Origin of the sequence: Brucella sp. 22210 (assembly GCF_052045675.1) — a bacterium.
Taxonomy (GTDB): Bacteria; Pseudomonadota; Alphaproteobacteria; order Rhizobiales; family Rhizobiaceae; genus Brucella.
Genome location: NZ_JBQEPD010000050.1, coordinates 1 through 15,462, shown reverse-complemented (window position 1 = coordinate 15,462; position 15,462 = coordinate 1). Strand labels below are relative to the sequence as shown.

Below are 15,462 nucleotides of genomic sequence, written 5' to 3'. Positions count from 1 at the left end.
AGAAGCGGACTTTTCGACGGTGATGTTCGATAGCCTGGATGCCAAGGGCCGTCGCCACGTGGGTTTTGCCTGTGCCCGGTCCGCCGACGAGCACGATATTCTGCGCTCCGTCAATGAACTCGCATCTGTGCAACTGGCGCACCGTCGCTTCGTTGATCTCGCTGGCGGCAAAGTCGTATCCAGAGATATCCTTGTAGGCCGGGAAGCGTGCAGCCTTCATATGATAGGCGATGGAGCGGACCTCGCGCTCGGCCATCTCGGCTTTCAGCAACTGGGAGAGGATCGGCACGGCTGCGTCAAAAGCTGGAGCACCTTGCTCGATCAAGTCTGTGACGGCTTGCGCCATGCCATACATCTTCAGGCTACGGAGCATGATAACGACGGCCGCGCTGGCAGGATCATGACGCATGGCGACCTCCCACGATCCGGACGCGCAAGCCATCGTAGCGTTCTACATTGGCCTTGGGTTCACGCAGCAAGGTCAATGCCTGTGGCGTATCGACGTCGGGACCCTCGTTCGTCTTGCCGTCGATCAGACGGTGCAGAAGATTCAGTACATGCGTTTTGGTTGCCACGCCTTGATCCAAAGCCAGTTCTACAGCCCTGACGACAACCTGTTCGTCGTGATGAAGGACGAGGGCAAGGATATCGGCCATCTCACGATCACCACCGGGGCGGCGAAGCATCTGATTCTGTAGTTGTCGAAAGGCAAACGGCAATTCCAGGAAGGGAGCACCATTGCGCAGGGCACCGGGCTTGCGCTGGATGACCGTCAAGTAATGTCGCCAATCATAGATTGTCCGAGGTAGCCTGTGGCTGCGCTCGATGACCCGCGCGTGTTCACATAGAATGTTTCCCTCGGCCGCAACGACCAGGCGCTCGGGATATATCCGCAGGCTGACGGGCCGGTTTGCAAATGATGCAGGCACGCTGTAGCGGTTCCGCTCGAAGGTAATCAGGCATGTTGGTGAGACGCGCTTGCTCTGCTCAACGAAGCCGTCAAATGCAGTTGGCAATGCCATCAATGCTGCTCGCTCGTCGGCCCAAACGTCTGCGATAGAACCGGGCAAGGTGCCATGCGCCGTGTCCCGCCACAGCTCTTGGCAATGTTGCTCCAGCCAGTCATTCAACGCCATCAGATTTGGAAAGTCTGGCATCTGTTGCCACAAGCGTGGTCGGGCATCCTGGACGTTCTTCTCGACCTGACCCTTTTCCCAACCGGCCGCTGGATTGCAGAACTCAGGTGCAAAGACGTAATGGTTCGTCATCGCGAGGAAGCGCATGTTGACCTGTCGCTCCTTGCCGCGGCCCACACGATCGACCGCTGTCTTCATGTTATCGTAAATCCCACGACCAGGCACGCCGCCGAAGACACGGAAGCCGTGCCAGTGTGCGTCAAAGAGCATCTCGTGTGTTTGCAACAAGTAGGCCCTGACCAGAAAAGCCCGACTGTGGGATAGTTTGATATGTGCGACCTGGAGCTTCGTGCGCTCGCCGCCGATTACGGCGTAGTCCTCACTCCAATCGAACTGGAAGGCCTCACCAGGTCGGAAAGACAGCCATACTGCTTCGGCAATAATCTCAGGCGGAAAGCGATGGCGGTGGTAAAGCAAGGAGCGACGGTCGTGCATGCCATCTTATCTACCGCTGAGCTTTACGACAAAGTTAACGTTACAGTGCCCGAAATCGTTATCATGGTCATCAGCCTTGCAACGAAGGTCGGCGGCATATTGCTATGTTGACATAGCTATGTTATCATAGATATATGACTTGTGATCCACTAAATCTCGAAGAGCAATCTGCAATCCTTCGCGTACAGCTCATGGCTTTGGTACGGCGCATGCGACGGGAGGCTGATTTGCCGGAAATCCCATTCTCGCTTTTGTCCCTTCTTGGAGCAATTGATCGATTGGGTAGTGATATAAACCCAGCCGCCCTCGCTGAAGCGGAAGGATTGAGAAGCTCAAACCTCGCGGCTCTTCTTCGAAAGCTGCAAGAAGTAGGGTATGTCATCAAGCGGCCTGAACCCTCAGACAAACGCATGTCCCGAATTAGTCTCACAAGCGAAGGTCAAAGCGTTCTGCAGCGTAATCGAGCGCATAGGGAAAGCTGGCTCGCTAGAAATATCTCCGCCCATCTGACCAAGACCGAACAAGCCACCCTCTTTAATGCCGGTGAACTTATCGAAAAACTGGCCACAATCGGGAATGAAAACGAAAGACGAGATAAGAAATGAAAACAGCAATTATCGCTTTGGATTACATCGTGGATATCATGCATCCGGATGGCAAAATTGCCCGTTCGGCTCAACATGCTATGGAGCGTGATATCATCGCAAAGGCCAACCGTGCTTTTGAAATTGCTCGTGAAAAACATTGGTTGGTTATCCATGTCAAGGTTGGGTTTTCATCCGGCTATAATGAACAACCGAAGCATTCCCCAATGTTTGGACGTGCACACGAATTCCGCGCTTTAGAACTTGGAAAGACTGGCACAGAGTTTCATCCGGATCTTCACCTAGACCCGAGCGATGTTGTTATCACAAAGCCTCGGGTAAGCGCATTTTACGGGACGTCTCTTGAGCCATTGCTGCGCGCCAATTTGATCGAGAGACTTGTTGTGACAGGAGTAAGTTCCACCTGGGCGGTACAGTCGACAGTACGCGATGCGCATGATCGCGACTATCGGGTTGTCGTGATCGAGGATGCCTGTGCTGCAGCCTCCGAGGAAGAACACCGGGCTTCCATGAAAATGCTCTCCACTATTGCGACTATTGTCACAGTCGAAGAACTCAACAAGCTTTGATGCGACCTATCTTCTTATGGGATAAATTCGCTGAGGAAATTTGTTGGACGCGGCTCGTGCTGGCTTGCGTCGCAATATCGCCCTTTGTTGCGATTTATCTAATTACCAACAATATTCATTGGATTTCCATCGCAGGGCTAGTTTGCATATGTACCATTATAGTCTGGGATAAACTTGGGCTCAGCTTGATGGGCGTGCTGTTGCACGGCACGGCCATCGGTGTGGGCTTTGTGATGCTGGCTTTCGCTCGCGTCATGGAATTGCCTGATCTGTTTATTGCCCTGTGCATAGCAATGGCATATATGTCTATCAAAATAGCTGCGCAGGGAGAAGCCTTGCGCTCTATTGGTAACTTTACCTTTATTCCAGCTCTCTATCTAGCGCTCGTGGACAAAGGTTGACTGCGGAATCGTTTTTTGATTCAAGGCTGCCATTTGGAGGCTGCTTTGGGCGAACGGATAGGTTTGACAGACGAGGAATGGTCGGTAATCAGTCCGCTTCTACCTGCTGAAAGTGGGCGTGGATGCCGCCCTGCTCAGGACAATCGGCGTTATTTCGAAGGCATGCTGTGGATGGCGCGCACAGGAGCGCAATGGCGGCATCTGCCTGATGAATACGGCAAGTGGAACAGCGTCTTCCGCCGATATCGACGCTGGGTCGAGACCGGTGTTTTCGAGGCAATGCTTGAGACACTGGCCGAACTGGTGGAACGGGATCGCAGTGCCGACATGATCGACAGCACTGTCGTCCGGGCACACCATTGTGCAGTCGGCATAAAAAGGGGACTCAAGAGACCGAGGCGCTTGGCCGATCGCGCGGCGGTTTCACAACCAAACTCCATGCCCGGTGCGATGCGAAAGGCCGACCGCTCGGCTTCGTCCTGACGCCCGGACAAACGCATGATACCCAAGGCTTCGCGCCGTTATTCCGGATGATCTCCGACCAGATCGAGGCGTTCCTCGCCGACAAGGGTTATGACGCTGACGCCATTCGCGACGAGATCGCCAGCGCCAACATCGAGGCCGTCATTCCGACAAAAAGCAACAGACGTCAACCAATCCCGCACGACAAAGCCAAATACAAATGGCGTAATCAGATCGAGCGCCTCTTCAACAAGCTCAAGAACTGGCGGCGCGTTGCGAACCGCTATGACAAGACCAAGGAATCCTACCTCGGTTTCGTCGCAATCGCTGCAGTCAAACTATGCATACCCTTTGTCCACGAGCGCTAGCTGTTTGGTCCCAGCATGTGATGGTGTAGAATTGTCACCGACACAGCGGAGGGAGCTATGGGCCAAATTCTCCACGGCAGCGCCAAGACCACGCACGCCATTCGAGCAGAACTACAGCGATCGAAAGCTTCGGCCGCGCAGCTCGCCGCGCGGTTCGGGATCAACGAGAAAACGGTCCTGAAGTGGCGCAAGAGGCGTTCTGTCGAAGATATGCCAATGGGTCCGAAAGAGCGCCGCAGTACGGTTTTGACGCCAGTTGAAGAGGCTGCGATCGTAGCGCTGCGGGTCCAGGCACGGTTACCGTTGGACGATGTCTATATTGCGCTCAAGGATGTCATCCCGCATTTGACGCGTTCTTCGCTGCACCGATGCCTACAACGCCACGGCATATCTCGTCTGCCGAGAGGCGACCGGGAAAAGCCCAGGAAGTTCAAAGACTACGAGATTGGCTACTTCCACATTGACATTGCCGAGCTCCGCTATGAAGGCGGCAAAGGCTTTCTCTTTGTTGCGGTTGATCGGACCAGCAAGCTGGTGTTCGCCCGTATATATCGTAAGGCCACTAAATTGGCGGCAGCCGGGTTCCTGAAGTCATTGATTAGAACCGTCCCCTACAGGATCCATACAATCCTGACGGATAATGGCGTGCAATTTATTCAGCGGGAGCAAGGTACAAGCCTCACTTTCCCACATATCTTTGGGCGGGTCGCTCTTGAAAACGGCATTGAGCACCGGCTGACAAAACCTTATCATCCGTGGACCAACGGTCAGGCGGAGCGGATGGTGCGGACGATCAAGGAAGCGACCGTCAAATCCTTTCACTACAGCTCGATCAACGAAATGCGCCGGCATGTGCGTGATTGGCTGACTGCATACAACTTTGCCAAACAACTCAAAGCCTTGAAGTTCAAGACACCCTATGAAGCCATTCAGGAACTTTGGAAATCAAAGCCAGAGGCCTTTATCGTCAAACTACACCATCACATGCTGGGACCAAACAGCTAGCCAGCGAAATGACGATCACTGGCGAAGTAAGCTTCCAGGTCGCAGATTTGGAAGCATCCTTACTCAAAATCATAATAGGCATTATGCCGACAGCCTGTCTGGCCGTATACAAGCAGACAACGTCCTATTGCCTCTCCTTCAAAAAAGACTTCGGGGAACGACGTCTAACGACTGAACCTTGTCTTGCAGCTGCATTAGCCGTCGGGTTTTCTGCCTTCATGGCAGCCAGATTTTCGCTCGACCACGGACAATGGTTGGTCTGGTCCGCTGCAAGCGTTGTTACCACCGAGGCGGGAACAGAATATTGGAAGCTGGGCAACCGTACCCTCGGTGCCATGATCGGCGTTCCAATGGGAGTTGGTGCGGGAATTATTCTCCCACACACAAGCTCTATCTTAGGCTTGGATGTGGCAGCAACATTACTCACATTGCTGGCTTTCAAACGCTATTTATTTGGCTTTACCGCCCGTTGCGCGCTAATTGCAGTCGGCATCACGGTCGCTGGACAAAGCGCTATAGTTGCAAGCGAACGAATTGCAAACGTTGTCGTCGGAGGACTTATCGGTGTCAGTAGCGTTGTTCTCATTCGAATTGCGCGCCGATATCTGCATAACCCGCGGTGAAAAGGGCTCTGTTGCAAAAAATCGACAGATCGGGGAAAGAACGCCGAAGGTTTTCAGCGAGGCTGTTCATGAGCGATTTCAAGTGGCGTCATTTTCAGGGAGAAATTATTCTTTGGGCTGTCCGCTGGTACTGCCGCTATGGGATCAGCTACCGGGATCTTGAACAGATGATGGGTGAACGGGGCGTGCCTGTTGATCATTCCACTATCTATCGCTGGGTGCAGAAATATGCGCCAGAGATTGAAAAACGACTACGCTGGCATTGGCGCCGGCCGCAATCGACGAGTTGGGGGCGGAACAAGAATTTGGCGGCACCATAAGAGCCCAGTTTGTCAGTGACCATGACGCGAGGAACTGTGCCCTGACCTGACAGCAATTTCCGAATGAAGCGTCTGGCGGCCTTGGTATCGCGGCGTTTCTGGACCAGCACTTCAAGCACAAAGCCATCCTGATCAACGGCGCGCCACAGAAAGTGCCGCTTACCATTGATTGTCACGACAGCCTCATCGAGATGCCATTTGTCACCAAGGCGCGGTGTACGACGACGGATTGTATTGGCAGTAGTCTTGTTCAAACTTTTCAGCCCACTCGCGCACTGTCTTGTGGGTGACGATGATCCCTCTGTATGCCAGCATGTCTTCGACCATGCGAAGGCTCAGCGGAAACCGGAAATACAGCCATACTGCTTCGGCAATAATCTCAGGCGGAAAGCGATGGCGGTGGTAAAGCGAGGAGCGATGGTCGTGCATGCCATCTTATCTACCGCTGAGCTTTACAACAAAGTTAACGTTACAGTGCCGAGCGAGTGTGTCGGCCTTTGCGGTGAGAACGGTGCGGGTAAATCCACGCTGATGAAAGTGCTTTCAGGCGTCTATCCCTATGGTACCTGGACCGGCGAGATTTTGTGGGAGGGCCATGAGCTGAAAGCCACAGGTATTCGCGGTACAGAAGCCGCGGGTATCGTTATCATACATCAGGAACTGATGATGGTGCCGCATCTGTCGGTTGCGGAAAATATATTTCTGGGTTCGGAGCCGACGAGCGGAGGTTTCATCGATTATGACCAGATGAATGCGCGTGCGACGGAACTACTGGCGCGCCTCAAAATCCACGACATCAATGTAGCACTTCCGGTCTATCATTATACGGGCGGCAAACAGCAACTGATCGAGATCGCTAAAGCGATTGACAAGAATGCGAAGCTACTTATTCTCGATGAGCCCACATCGGCGCTGACTGCATCCGAAACGGGCGTTCTTCTTGATCTCATCAAGGACTTCAAGGCGCAAGGAATGGCCTGTGTCTACATTTCCCATAAGCTGGATGAGGTGGCAGAAACTTCTGACACGGTGACAGTCCTTCGCGAGGGGACTCATGTTGCTACCGTGCCGATGGCGGAACTGAGTACGCCAGCCATTATTACCATGATGGTGGGGCGCGAGATGAAGAATCTCTTTCCGCGCGAGCCGCATGATATCGGCGAAATTGTATTCGAGGCGCGCAACATCAATTGCTGGGAGGAGACCAATCCTGATCGCAAGGTGGTTGACGATGTCTCGTTTGCGCTTCGGCGCGGAGAGATCCTTGGTATCGCCGGCCTTGTGGGCGCGGGACGGACAGAACTGGTGTCCAGCCTGTTCGGTGTCTGGCCTGGGACACATGAGGGACAGGTCTTTCTGAACGGCAGGGAACTGGATATCCGTACGCCACGCGATGCGGTCCGGCACGGCATCTGCATGGTGCCGGAGGACCGCAAGAAGAACGGCATTCTGCCCATCATGCCGGTGGGTCATAATATGACCGTCTCGGTGCTGGATCGCTTTTCCCTCCGCGGATTGCTCGACAAGGAAGCAGAACTGGCAACGATTCAGCGAGAGATTCTGCGCCTCAAGGTGAAGACCGCCGATCCGATGCTGGAAATCTCTTCCTTGTCCGGTGGCAATCAGCAGAAGGCGGTGCTGTCGAAGATGATGCTGCCAGATCCAAAGGTTCTCATTCTGGACGAGCCGACGCGAGGCGTCGACGTCGGCGCGAAATACGAAATCTACAAACTGATTTTCGCGCTCGCGAAGCAGGGCGTCGCGATACTGATGGTCTCATCCGAAATGCCCGAAGTTCTCGGGATTAGCGACCGTGTTCTCGTAATCGGCGAGGGTAGGCTTCACGGGGATTTCCCCAATGTAAATCCCACTCAGGAAAAGGTGCTTGCCGCCGCGATCGGCAAATCCATAACCCATGCGGCCTGATATCGATAACTATTCGTTCTCACAAATCTCCTAGGAGCAGGTCGTTACGCATTTCTTCCGAAAACACTCAAATTTGACCGGTGCATGATATGACATTGACGGGCAAAAGCCTCCGAAGGTTTTTAGCAGAATACAAGATCGTAGCTTTACTGATTGTGGTCGCGCTCATCTGGACGTTGTTTGCGATCCTTACCTACGATCCTGAAATGGGGCGCTCGCCGTTTCTCACCGCTCGCAACTTTTCCAATCTGCTGCGCCAGATGGCAATTACGGGAATGCTCGCATCCGCGATGGTGTTCGTTATCGTGGCCGGTGAAATTGATCTGTCGGTCGGTGCGCTGCTGGGGCTTCTTGGCGGCATCGCCGCCGTTCTTGACGTAGTATACGGTTGGCAGCTATGGGCGACGATCACGACGGTTCTGGTTTTGGGTGTGGCGCTCGGCGCATTTAACGGCTGGCTGACTGCTTATCTCGGCATACCGTCTTTCATCGTACACTTGGCGGACAGCTCGTCTTTCGCGGTATTGTGCTCGGTATCATGGGCGGCGTAACAATCGCTCCGATCTCGCCAGGATTCAAATATATCGGCCAAGGCTATTTGCCTGGGTGGCTTGGCAATCTCAGTGCTGTTGCGCTGTTCGGTGTGCTTGTCCTCATGACGCTTCGTACGCGCGCCAGCAAGAGCAAGCACAACCTCCAGACGCTTCCTATCGCTATGGAAGTCGCGAGGCTTCTTGGTATCGGTGGCCTGATATTGGGTTTCATCCTGATCCTCAACAGCTATCAAGGCGTGCCGGTGCCGGTGCCGGTCCTGATCCTGCTGGTGATCCTCGGCGTCTTCACTGTTATGGCAAAACAAACTGTGTTCGGTCGTCATATTTATGCGGTCGGCTCCAATACCGAAGCAACTCGCTTTTCAGGCGTTAATGTCAACTTCGTCAAGATGGCGGTCTTCGCGTTGATGGGTCTGATGGCGGCCGTCGCCGGTCTGACCACGACCTCACGCCTCGCGGCAGGCACGCCGTCAGCCGGTATGGGCGGCGAGTTGGATGCCATTGCCTCCTGCTTCATCGGCGGCACTTCNTCTGTCCTCGGTGCACTGGTCGGCGCGCTTATCATATCAAGTATCGACAACGGTATGTCCATGCTCGGTGTCGATACTTTCTGGCAGCGGATCATCAAGGGCAGCATTCTAGTGCTGGCCGTGTATCTTGACATCGCATCATCGGGTACACGGCGCGGATAAGCGAAGTTCGATATTATGTACGCAACACCGCTCCAACAGGAGTTTGGGAGGCTCGATCATGATTAACGGGATCACCAATGCCCTACTGTGGTTCTTGGCAATTGGCAGTGGTTTGCTGGCCGGTGTATATTTTGCATTTTCCGCATTTATCATGAGCGCCCTTGGCCGGATTGAAATTCCAGCTGGTATTGCTTCGATGAATGCAATCAACAATGTGATCCTCCGGTCACCTTTTATGCCGCTATTTCTTACAAGTACTCTAGCGGCTCTCATTCTGACCGTCATTGCGTTGTTCCAGTGGCAGCAACCCGGATCGGTTGCGATCATTTCAGGCGGCGTTATCTATCTTTTAGGAATGTTCATCTGCACGGTAGCGTTCAACGTTCCTCTGAATGATGCACTTGCCGTTGTCGATCCTTCCAGTGCCCAAGGCGTGGAGGTATGGTCACACTACTTGCGAGACTGGACATTCTGGAACCATATCCGCACTGTGGCGTCCATTTTCTCGTCCGTTTTGTGCATTTATGCACTTGTCATCCGCTAGATCCGACACAGGGTGTTCACTTGATTTGTGCTGGTCGCAAGCGCGGCTTTCTGATGAACCCCCATCGAAACGTCGTGCGATGAGGTGTTCACCATAGGGCTTTGGCGTTATTGAACAGGGGTCTGCGGCAATGCCGAAGTTGGCGACGTTGCATTTGATGGTGGCGGCATTTCAGTTCCCATCGGCGATGGATCTGTTGCAAACGTTTCGTCAACGAGCAGTGAATAGATTTCCAGCTTTCAAAAAGCTGGATTATTCGATGTTCAAAGGTCGCCATTTCGATAAGTCAGTGATCCTGCTTTGTGTGAGGTGGTACCTGGCTTACAATCTCAGTTTCCGTAATCTGAAGGAAATGATGGCTGAGCGCGGCATTGAAATAGATCACTCGACCGTGCATCGATGGGTACTGCATTTCAGCCCCATGCTGCTTGAGCGTTTCAATCGGAAGAAGCGTCAGGTCACCCGCAACTGGAATCTGGATGAGACCTATGTGAGGGTCAAAGGCGAATGGCTTTATCTGTATCGTGCCATCGACAGCAGCGGCAATACCGTCGAGTTCCTGCTCAACAGAAACCGAGACCTGCAGGCTGCCAAACGCTTTATCCGCAAGGCTTTGGCCCGACATGGCAGGCCAGAGAAGATCACTATTGATGGCAGCCAGACTAACCGAACGGCCATCATGCAGAGTGATGCCGAGAGCCGGTTGCGACAGGGTGGAAGGTCCCTCGTCATCCGCTCCACTAAATACAAGAATAATACTATCGAACAGGATCATCGCCGCATCAAACGACGGATACGATCCATGCTCGTTCCGAAGCCGCTGCCAGCATCACGCTCGCAGGTATAGAGCTCGTTCACATGATGCGAGAGCTGCAAGGCAATTTCGGATCAACCGCACCGCTTTCACTCAAACAACAATTCACAGCGCTTGCAGCATAGTTGCGTCCAGCGGTTAGCACGCTTTATTCCGCCGAAATTTTTGCAACAGATCCAACTAAAATTTCCCACACCGATCGCCACCAGTCTTTTAGGTGCCGATGCAACGTTACGGGGAATAAGTCTAGTAGCTACATCTTGCGCAGAATAATTGTTGGTGGATCCGGCGCCGGAGTAGCTATGCGGTTGATCAATCTGCGCCCGAAGCAGATGTGAGTATCAAGAAGCACCGGAGGCCCAACAGCCGGTTCCTCTTCCCGGATTCAGACGGCGGGCGATATCGACTTGCCGTAACGATCAAGCAACGCTGCAATAACCTTCGGCATTGCGGTCAGCGGCGTTGTCTGATGCACCACCATTGCGAGGTCGAGACGCTCAAACAACGCAATGCAAATTTCGTTGGGATCATGTCTCGACTGATAGGCCAGCCCGTCAGGTTGGTCAGGGTGATCCCAAAGCGCATCAGTCCATTGGCCGCAGGGCTCGTAGGGCCCGGTTGAAATCGCATTGTCCGTGCCAACTGTCTGCAATCCGGTTCCGTGCATGCGCACGATACGCAGATCGCGTTGCACACTCAATTCGGTTGCCGCTCGGCTCAGGATATCCGACGCAGCCACCATCAGACGTTGAGGATTGCGCAGGATCGTTTCCGCCAATGCCCCCGCTCGACCCAAGCCAAGATAGAGAACGCCAAATCGGCCACTTCCGCTGTCGAAACGATTGATTGGGGGATTGCCATCCCCCGGTCCAAAGAACACCGGAGGCAATATCGAACGATGGACACGATGCAGAATCGTTCCCGCCGGAAGCACATCGACCGGCAGAGGCTTTGTGGCGAGCCAGGCGGGCGGCAGCGGGGCAGTCCCGGAGGGGCCACGCTGCCCTGCACGTTTAGCCGCCATCAGGCAAAGCCATCCGTCTCATTCGCGCGCACCAGCCGCAAGACCAGTTCGTGCTTGCCACTGCGCAACAAATCGAGAGGTGATTGTCCACCAAGCGCGGTGTCTGGAGCAAGCAGAAAGTCGAGTGCGGCCCACGGGCCGGCCGCCGCGAAGCTGCGCACGACATCAGGAATGCCAGCAATCACTTCACCTTCGCTGAACTGGCAAGCCGGGTAACGCCAGTCGCTTCCTTCCCGCACGGCCAAGACGCTGTTTGCCCGTCGCCTCTTGTCGACGGCCTGCCTCGTGATCCCTAAAATCCTGCCAGCCTCGTCCGCCGACAGAACGCCACCGGCAAGTTCGAGGAGGCGTTGGCGATGTTCGACATTGCGCGCAAGCGCCGGGACCAGCGGATCAAGCTCCGTCACTGCCGCTCCGATGACGTCGGAACTGCTGAGAAGCTGTGCCACCGAACCGGCATCCGTCGGCGCGGCGAGGGCGTCAGACAATGTCTTCGCCGATACATTCGCAGAAATCCGCTCCAATGCCGACATAGCCCGCCGCAGGAATGCGGCCTGAAGCGAATTCGGATCCGCATGGATGCTGAACGTCAGATCTGATGCTTCATGTACTCGCGCCATACCAGCCTCCGGGGTTGTCGTTGTCATAATATGGTAGCTGAGAATACAAAGTCAACCAGCATCATGCGATCCGTTCGGCTCTTTCAGGTCGCCGGTACAGATTTGGGGCATGACCTGACCAGGCGAGTGCGCGACGTCGATCTCGCCACCGGCAGCGAAGACAGGGTTTCTCAGCCGGGCACGGATGTCACCATCTCGGTGCAATGCGCAGCGTACCAACCATCATCCTCCCGCAAGGCCTGCCATGTCGCTCTCGCTCGCGCTCAGGAGCGGTGCCCTTTTGCGGTGTCTGGCTGAAGGTTCAAATCAGCCAGGCTTCGAAGTGGTGAAATCGCACTGGAAGATCGCGCACTTTGGCGATGACGTCGACGAGGCAATGCCGGTCTTCATTCCGCTTTCGGCAAAAGCCACGTCCACCTGCGTCCTCGATGTGACTGGTCTGACCGAAGACCAGAGGCACTGCGCTGCCCCTTCGATCTTGTCCCCGCAACGGCCTCCGCGGCTTTCTTCCCCCGGCTGCTGCGCCGCCATTCCTCGCGAACCAAGAAAGCCGCTCCCGGCCGCCTTCCACTTCGTTTCAGCCCTTCGGGTGCGGTTCGATCGCCCCCGGTCCAACGACCGTCATCGAGGTCGCGATGGGCGCGGCCCGACAAAAAAAGGAATGAGACACATGGCTACCATCGGCACCTTCACCTCCTCCGCCAACGGCTTCTCCGGTTCGATCAAGACCCTCAACCTCAACGTCAAGGCTCGCTTCGAGCGCATCGAGAACCCTTCCGACAAGGGCCCGCACTTCCGCATCTACTCAGGCTCGGTCGAGCTCGGCGCCGCCTGGCAGAAGCACTCCGAACAGAGCGACCGTGACGACCTTTCGGTCAAGCTGGACGATCCAAGCTTCCCTGCTCCGATTTACGCCACCCTGGTCGAGGTTGAAGGCGAGGAAGGCCTGCAGCTGATCTGGTCGCGCCCCAACCGGGATTGATCGCCACTCAGGGCCCCGCCGCGAGGCGGGGTTCCTCTCGTGCACGTGGGAAGCCGGCAGCAGGCATCGAGCCTGCTCTCGGCTTTTTGGCGCCAACGGGAGCCAGGGTATAACTGCTCAGTTCGTCCAAGTCTGCCATGCCAGCCCGAAGGCCTCAAGGACGAGCGGCCCCCCCCCCCCCACAATGCTGACGCATTTCGGCTCCCCCACTCGCCGGCTCCGCCGGTCGCTGACGCGATCCTTGACCCCTCCGGTCCGCCATGACCGCGGTCGTCATCTTTCACAAACGCCAAGGAGACGACCAAATGTCCATCGATCAGCACATCGAAGAGCTTCGGGCCGAGCTGCGCAATGCGGTGTATCGCGACGAGCGCCAGTGGATCAAAGCGGAACTCGCCAAGACGATCGCGGAACGCGATCATCTTGGCCGACGCTTACGGGCCCTTCTTCGGCGAGCCTCCCTTCTAGGGAGGCATTCGTCAGCGCCGTGTCGCCTGGAGCGGCGCTGATCGATCTTCTGCACAGGCCACATGCTGCGGCCATTCAGGACCTAGCCGTTCAGCACATCCTTGATCGCCTTGGCCGGCGTAAAGGTCAGCTTCTTCGAAGCTGCAATCTTCATCGCCGCGCCAGTCGCCGGATTGCGCCCCTCGCGTTCCGGGCTGGCTTTCACCTTAAACTTGCCAAATCCCGGAATGCTGGTTTCAGCGCCACCCTTGCGCACCCGCTCCTCCGGTTCCGTTTCCTCCCCAACCACCGGGATCCTGAATGGTTACACCATCACCGCCGATGTGACTGGAACCGCCGCCTTGGCCATTGCCGCGCCCTCCGTCCCCGCTGCGCCCGGGCACACCAAGGCCGCCCGGCGCCCCGCAGTCAGTGGTATCAGTTATGCTGCATTCATCGGCCCAGGACGGTATGATTCCAACTAAACTCATCAGTGCGATTTGCAAGGGGAGAAGAGCAGTCAGTAAGGCGCTTGGCGCATAAGCGGTCGACGCGAACCAAACCAACTTTCGTGAGCGCTGTGAAGAATACCCGCGCGAAGAAATATCTTTAGTGAAGTGCTGCCTCATTACTGCCCCCTCATGCGCATTCAACCAATACACTGCAATTTTATATATCAGGAACAGCTTTATTGCCAACAGAAGAAGCGCCATATGCAATATCTATTCATAGACAGGCTTCATCTAATAAGTAGATGACGAGGCGATAAACGATGTTCTGTTACTCATTACAATAGCCGCGACGCGCGTCCACTGCGCCGCTTGGCATTGTTGTAATAGTCGGACGCCTGCTGCACGAAGCGATGGCGTGATTGTTCCATCGCTTCGGTGAGATAGCCGGAGCGCAGGCCGTGGGCGGAGAATTCCGTGGCATCAAGCCCTGCCATTTGCGCGCGTTGTTTGACGATCCGGTTGACGGCGCTGGGTTCAAGCGCTCGCGCAGAGACGTTGCCCCAGCGATCTACTTTTCGAAACACACTGCCCTTGTCGATCCTGGCTGTTTCCAGCCAGCGGGTGAGGGCTTCGACGGGCCGTCCGGTCAGATAGACGATCTCACCCTGATCGGCGCCACTGGTTTTGGTGCGGCCGAGATGAATGCCGAGCGAGGGGAGGGGAGGGCCGTCCACATCGGTGACCGGGGCCTGTTTGACAAGCTGTTCCACGCGCAGGCCAGCGACTTCGCTGCGACGACGCCCGCCTGAGGCAAAGGCTACCATCAGCATGGCCCGGCCGCGAAGCGCGGTGAGATCCTCGCCGGAACAGGTTGCCAGCAGCTTGCCCAGAATATCGCCGGTAATAGCATTGGCACTCTTGCGGCTGCGCGGCCGGTTCAGGGCACGCACCGCAAGCCGGATTGCCGATTTCACGGAAGGCGATGAGAACGCACCCTCCAGACCGCGCCAGCGGGTCAGCGTCGACCAGTTGGCGAGACGGCGGCGGACGGTCGCCGGCGCATGCGGTCCCGACACGCGCAAAAATCCGCCTCGGCGTAATTCCGCTTCCACGCCGGCCGGCATGCCGTGATCGGGTTCGATCTCGCGTTGCTGTGGCCGCCACAAATGATGGGCGACGAATTTCAGCAACAGGGCTTCGGGCGCCGGGAAGGGGAGGGGATTGCCGGTTGCGGCCAGCGACCAGGCTTCGAGATAGGCCAGATCCGAGGTCAGCGCACGCAGCGTGTTTTCGCCCATGCCTTCATTGACCAGATGGCGCAGTGTCTCGACATCCTCGTCGGTCAAAATGCCTGCCAGCATGTCGCGCCGGTTCATCGGCAAAACGGCGGCAATCGTGTCGAGGGTTTCGGCGCGCCGTTCGA

The 15,462-nt window shown here is 55.7% G+C and carries 12 protein-coding genes and 8 pseudogenes; 13 read left to right on the top strand and 7 right to left on the bottom strand.

Features of this window, described 5'->3' with window-relative positions; genetic code table 11:
- A partial coding sequence (locus tag ACTJKP_RS24600; RefSeq protein WP_440632543.1) for an ATP-binding protein occupies positions 1–409 on the bottom strand: 409 nt, incomplete at its 3' end.
- Positions 399–1,559 (bottom strand): annotated as a pseudogene (gene istA / locus ACTJKP_RS24595) (IS21 family transposase); the annotation flags it as partial. The pseudogene istA and the gene ACTJKP_RS24600, both read right to left, overlap by 11 nt.
- A 299-nt stretch (positions 1,560–1,858) precedes the next feature.
- Here istA and ACTJKP_RS24590 point away from each other — a divergent pair.
- From ACTJKP_RS24590 to ACTJKP_RS24560, 7 genes and pseudogenes are all read left to right on the top strand, one after another.
- Positions 1,859–2,236, top strand: a complete 378-nt coding sequence (locus ACTJKP_RS24590) for a MarR family winged helix-turn-helix transcriptional regulator (RefSeq protein ID WP_440632542.1) — start codon at positions 1,859–1,861, stop codon at positions 2,234–2,236.
- Entirely contained in the window at positions 2,233–2,805 is a 573-nt protein-coding gene (locus tag ACTJKP_RS24585; RefSeq protein WP_440632541.1) for a cysteine hydrolase family protein, read from the top strand. The genes ACTJKP_RS24590 and ACTJKP_RS24585 overlap by 4 nt, the downstream gene beginning before the upstream one ends.
- A gap of 188 nt (positions 2,806–2,993) precedes the next feature.
- Positions 2,994–3,206 (top strand): hypothetical protein, encoded by a 213-nt coding sequence (locus tag ACTJKP_RS24580; protein ID WP_440632540.1) that lies wholly within the window; start codon positions 2,994–2,996, stop codon positions 3,204–3,206.
- A 15-nt stretch (positions 3,207–3,221) separates the two neighbouring features.
- Positions 3,222–4,036, top strand: a pseudogene (locus ACTJKP_RS24575) (IS5 family transposase).
- 57 nt (positions 4,037–4,093) lie between these two features.
- On the top strand, positions 4,094–5,041 hold the full coding sequence (locus tag ACTJKP_RS24570; RefSeq protein WP_440632539.1) for an IS481 family transposase: 948 nt from the start codon (positions 4,094–4,096) through the stop codon (positions 5,039–5,041).
- A gap of 8 nt (positions 5,042–5,049) precedes the next feature.
- The gene (locus ACTJKP_RS24565; protein ID WP_440632538.1) at positions 5,050–5,664 is read left to right on the top strand and encodes an FUSC family protein; all 615 of its coding nucleotides are present in this window, start codon (positions 5,050–5,052) and stop codon (positions 5,662–5,664) included.
- A 68-nt stretch (positions 5,665–5,732) separates the two neighbouring features.
- A pseudogene (locus tag ACTJKP_RS24560) lies at positions 5,733–5,954 on the top strand (IS6 family transposase); the annotation flags it as partial.
- Positions 5,955–5,968: 14 nt separating this feature from the next.
- On the opposite strand, the pseudogene ACTJKP_RS24555 reads toward ACTJKP_RS24560, so the two are convergent.
- A pseudogene (locus ACTJKP_RS24555) lies at positions 5,969–6,413 on the bottom strand (IS6 family transposase); the annotation flags it as partial.
- A 51-nt stretch (positions 6,414–6,464) separates the two neighbouring features.
- On the opposite strand from ACTJKP_RS24555, the pseudogene ACTJKP_RS24550 reads away from it, so the two are divergent.
- The 4 genes and pseudogenes from ACTJKP_RS24550 to ACTJKP_RS24535 all read left to right on the top strand — a co-directional run.
- Positions 6,465–7,910, top strand: a pseudogene (locus ACTJKP_RS24550) (xylose ABC transporter ATP-binding protein); the annotation flags it as partial.
- Between the two features lie 89 nt (positions 7,911–7,999).
- Positions 8,000–9,156 (top strand): annotated as a pseudogene (locus tag ACTJKP_RS24545) (sugar ABC transporter permease).
- Positions 9,157–9,214: 58 nt separating this feature from the next.
- On the top strand, positions 9,215–9,700 hold the full coding sequence (locus tag ACTJKP_RS24540; protein WP_440632537.1) for an anthrone oxygenase family protein: 486 nt from the start codon (positions 9,215–9,217) through the stop codon (positions 9,698–9,700).
- Positions 9,701–9,959: 259 nt separating this feature from the next.
- A pseudogene (locus ACTJKP_RS24535) lies at positions 9,960–10,639 on the top strand (IS6 family transposase).
- Between the two features lie 260 nt (positions 10,640–10,899).
- On the opposite strand, the gene ACTJKP_RS24530 reads toward ACTJKP_RS24535, so the two are convergent.
- Together ACTJKP_RS24530 and ACTJKP_RS24525 are read right to left on the bottom strand one after the other, a co-directional pair.
- Positions 10,900–11,538 (bottom strand): RES family NAD+ phosphorylase, encoded by a 639-nt coding sequence (locus ACTJKP_RS24530; RefSeq protein ID WP_440632536.1) that lies wholly within the window; start codon positions 11,536–11,538, stop codon positions 10,900–10,902.
- Complete coding sequence (locus ACTJKP_RS24525; protein WP_440632535.1) at positions 11,538–12,158, bottom strand: DNA-binding protein; 621 nt, start codon at positions 12,156–12,158, stop codon at positions 11,538–11,540. Before ACTJKP_RS24525 ends, ACTJKP_RS24530 begins: the two co-directional genes overlap by 1 nt.
- Before the next feature lie 670 nt (positions 12,159–12,828).
- Between ACTJKP_RS24525 and ACTJKP_RS24520 the strand changes: the two genes are divergently transcribed.
- Both ACTJKP_RS24520 and ACTJKP_RS24515 read left to right on the top strand, forming a co-directional pair.
- The gene (locus ACTJKP_RS24520) at positions 12,829–13,140 is read left to right on the top strand and encodes a DUF736 domain-containing protein (protein WP_440632534.1); all 312 of its coding nucleotides are present in this window, start codon (positions 12,829–12,831) and stop codon (positions 13,138–13,140) included.
- A 305-nt stretch (positions 13,141–13,445) separates the two neighbouring features.
- A complete protein-coding gene (locus ACTJKP_RS24515) occupies positions 13,446–13,649 on the top strand; it encodes a hypothetical protein (RefSeq protein ID WP_440632533.1) in 204 nt (67 codons plus the stop codon).
- 41 nt (positions 13,650–13,690) lie between these two features.
- Here ACTJKP_RS24515 and ACTJKP_RS24510 read toward each other — a convergent pair.
- Both ACTJKP_RS24510 and ACTJKP_RS24505 read right to left on the bottom strand, forming a co-directional pair.
- Positions 13,691–13,852 (bottom strand): annotated as a pseudogene (locus ACTJKP_RS24510) (HU family DNA-binding protein); the annotation flags it as partial.
- 522 nt (positions 13,853–14,374) lie between these two features.
- Positions 14,375–15,462: integrase (locus ACTJKP_RS24505; protein ID WP_440632532.1), on the bottom strand; the 1,088-nt coding region annotated here is incomplete at its 5' end.

Bases quoted from the DNA above. Each gene is read 5' to 3' on its own strand.
- ACTJKP_RS24585 (WP_440632541.1), top strand. From the start codon at position 2,233: ATGAAAACAGCAATTATCGCTTTGGATTACATCGTGGATATCATGCAT.
- ACTJKP_RS24580 (WP_440632540.1), top strand. From the start codon at position 2,994: ATGGGCGTGCTGTTGCACGGCACGGCCATCGGTGTGGGCTTTGTGATG.
- ACTJKP_RS24570 (WP_440632539.1), top strand. From the start codon at position 4,094: ATGGGCCAAATTCTCCACGGCAGCGCCAAGACCACGCACGCCATTCGA.
- ACTJKP_RS24565 (WP_440632538.1), top strand. From the start codon at position 5,050: ATGACGATCACTGGCGAAGTAAGCTTCCAGGTCGCAGATTTGGAAGCA.
- ACTJKP_RS24540 (WP_440632537.1), top strand. From the start codon at position 9,215: ATGATTAACGGGATCACCAATGCCCTACTGTGGTTCTTGGCAATTGGC.
- ACTJKP_RS24530 (WP_440632536.1), bottom strand. From the start codon at position 11,538: ATGGCGGCTAAACGTGCAGGGCAGCGTGGCCCCTCCGGGACTGCCCCG.
- ACTJKP_RS24525 (WP_440632535.1), bottom strand. From the start codon at position 12,158: ATGGCGCGAGTACATGAAGCATCAGATCTGACGTTCAGCATCCATGCG.
- ACTJKP_RS24520 (WP_440632534.1), top strand. From the start codon at position 12,829: ATGGCTACCATCGGCACCTTCACCTCCTCCGCCAACGGCTTCTCCGGT.
- ACTJKP_RS24515 (WP_440632533.1), top strand. From the start codon at position 13,446: ATGTCCATCGATCAGCACATCGAAGAGCTTCGGGCCGAGCTGCGCAAT.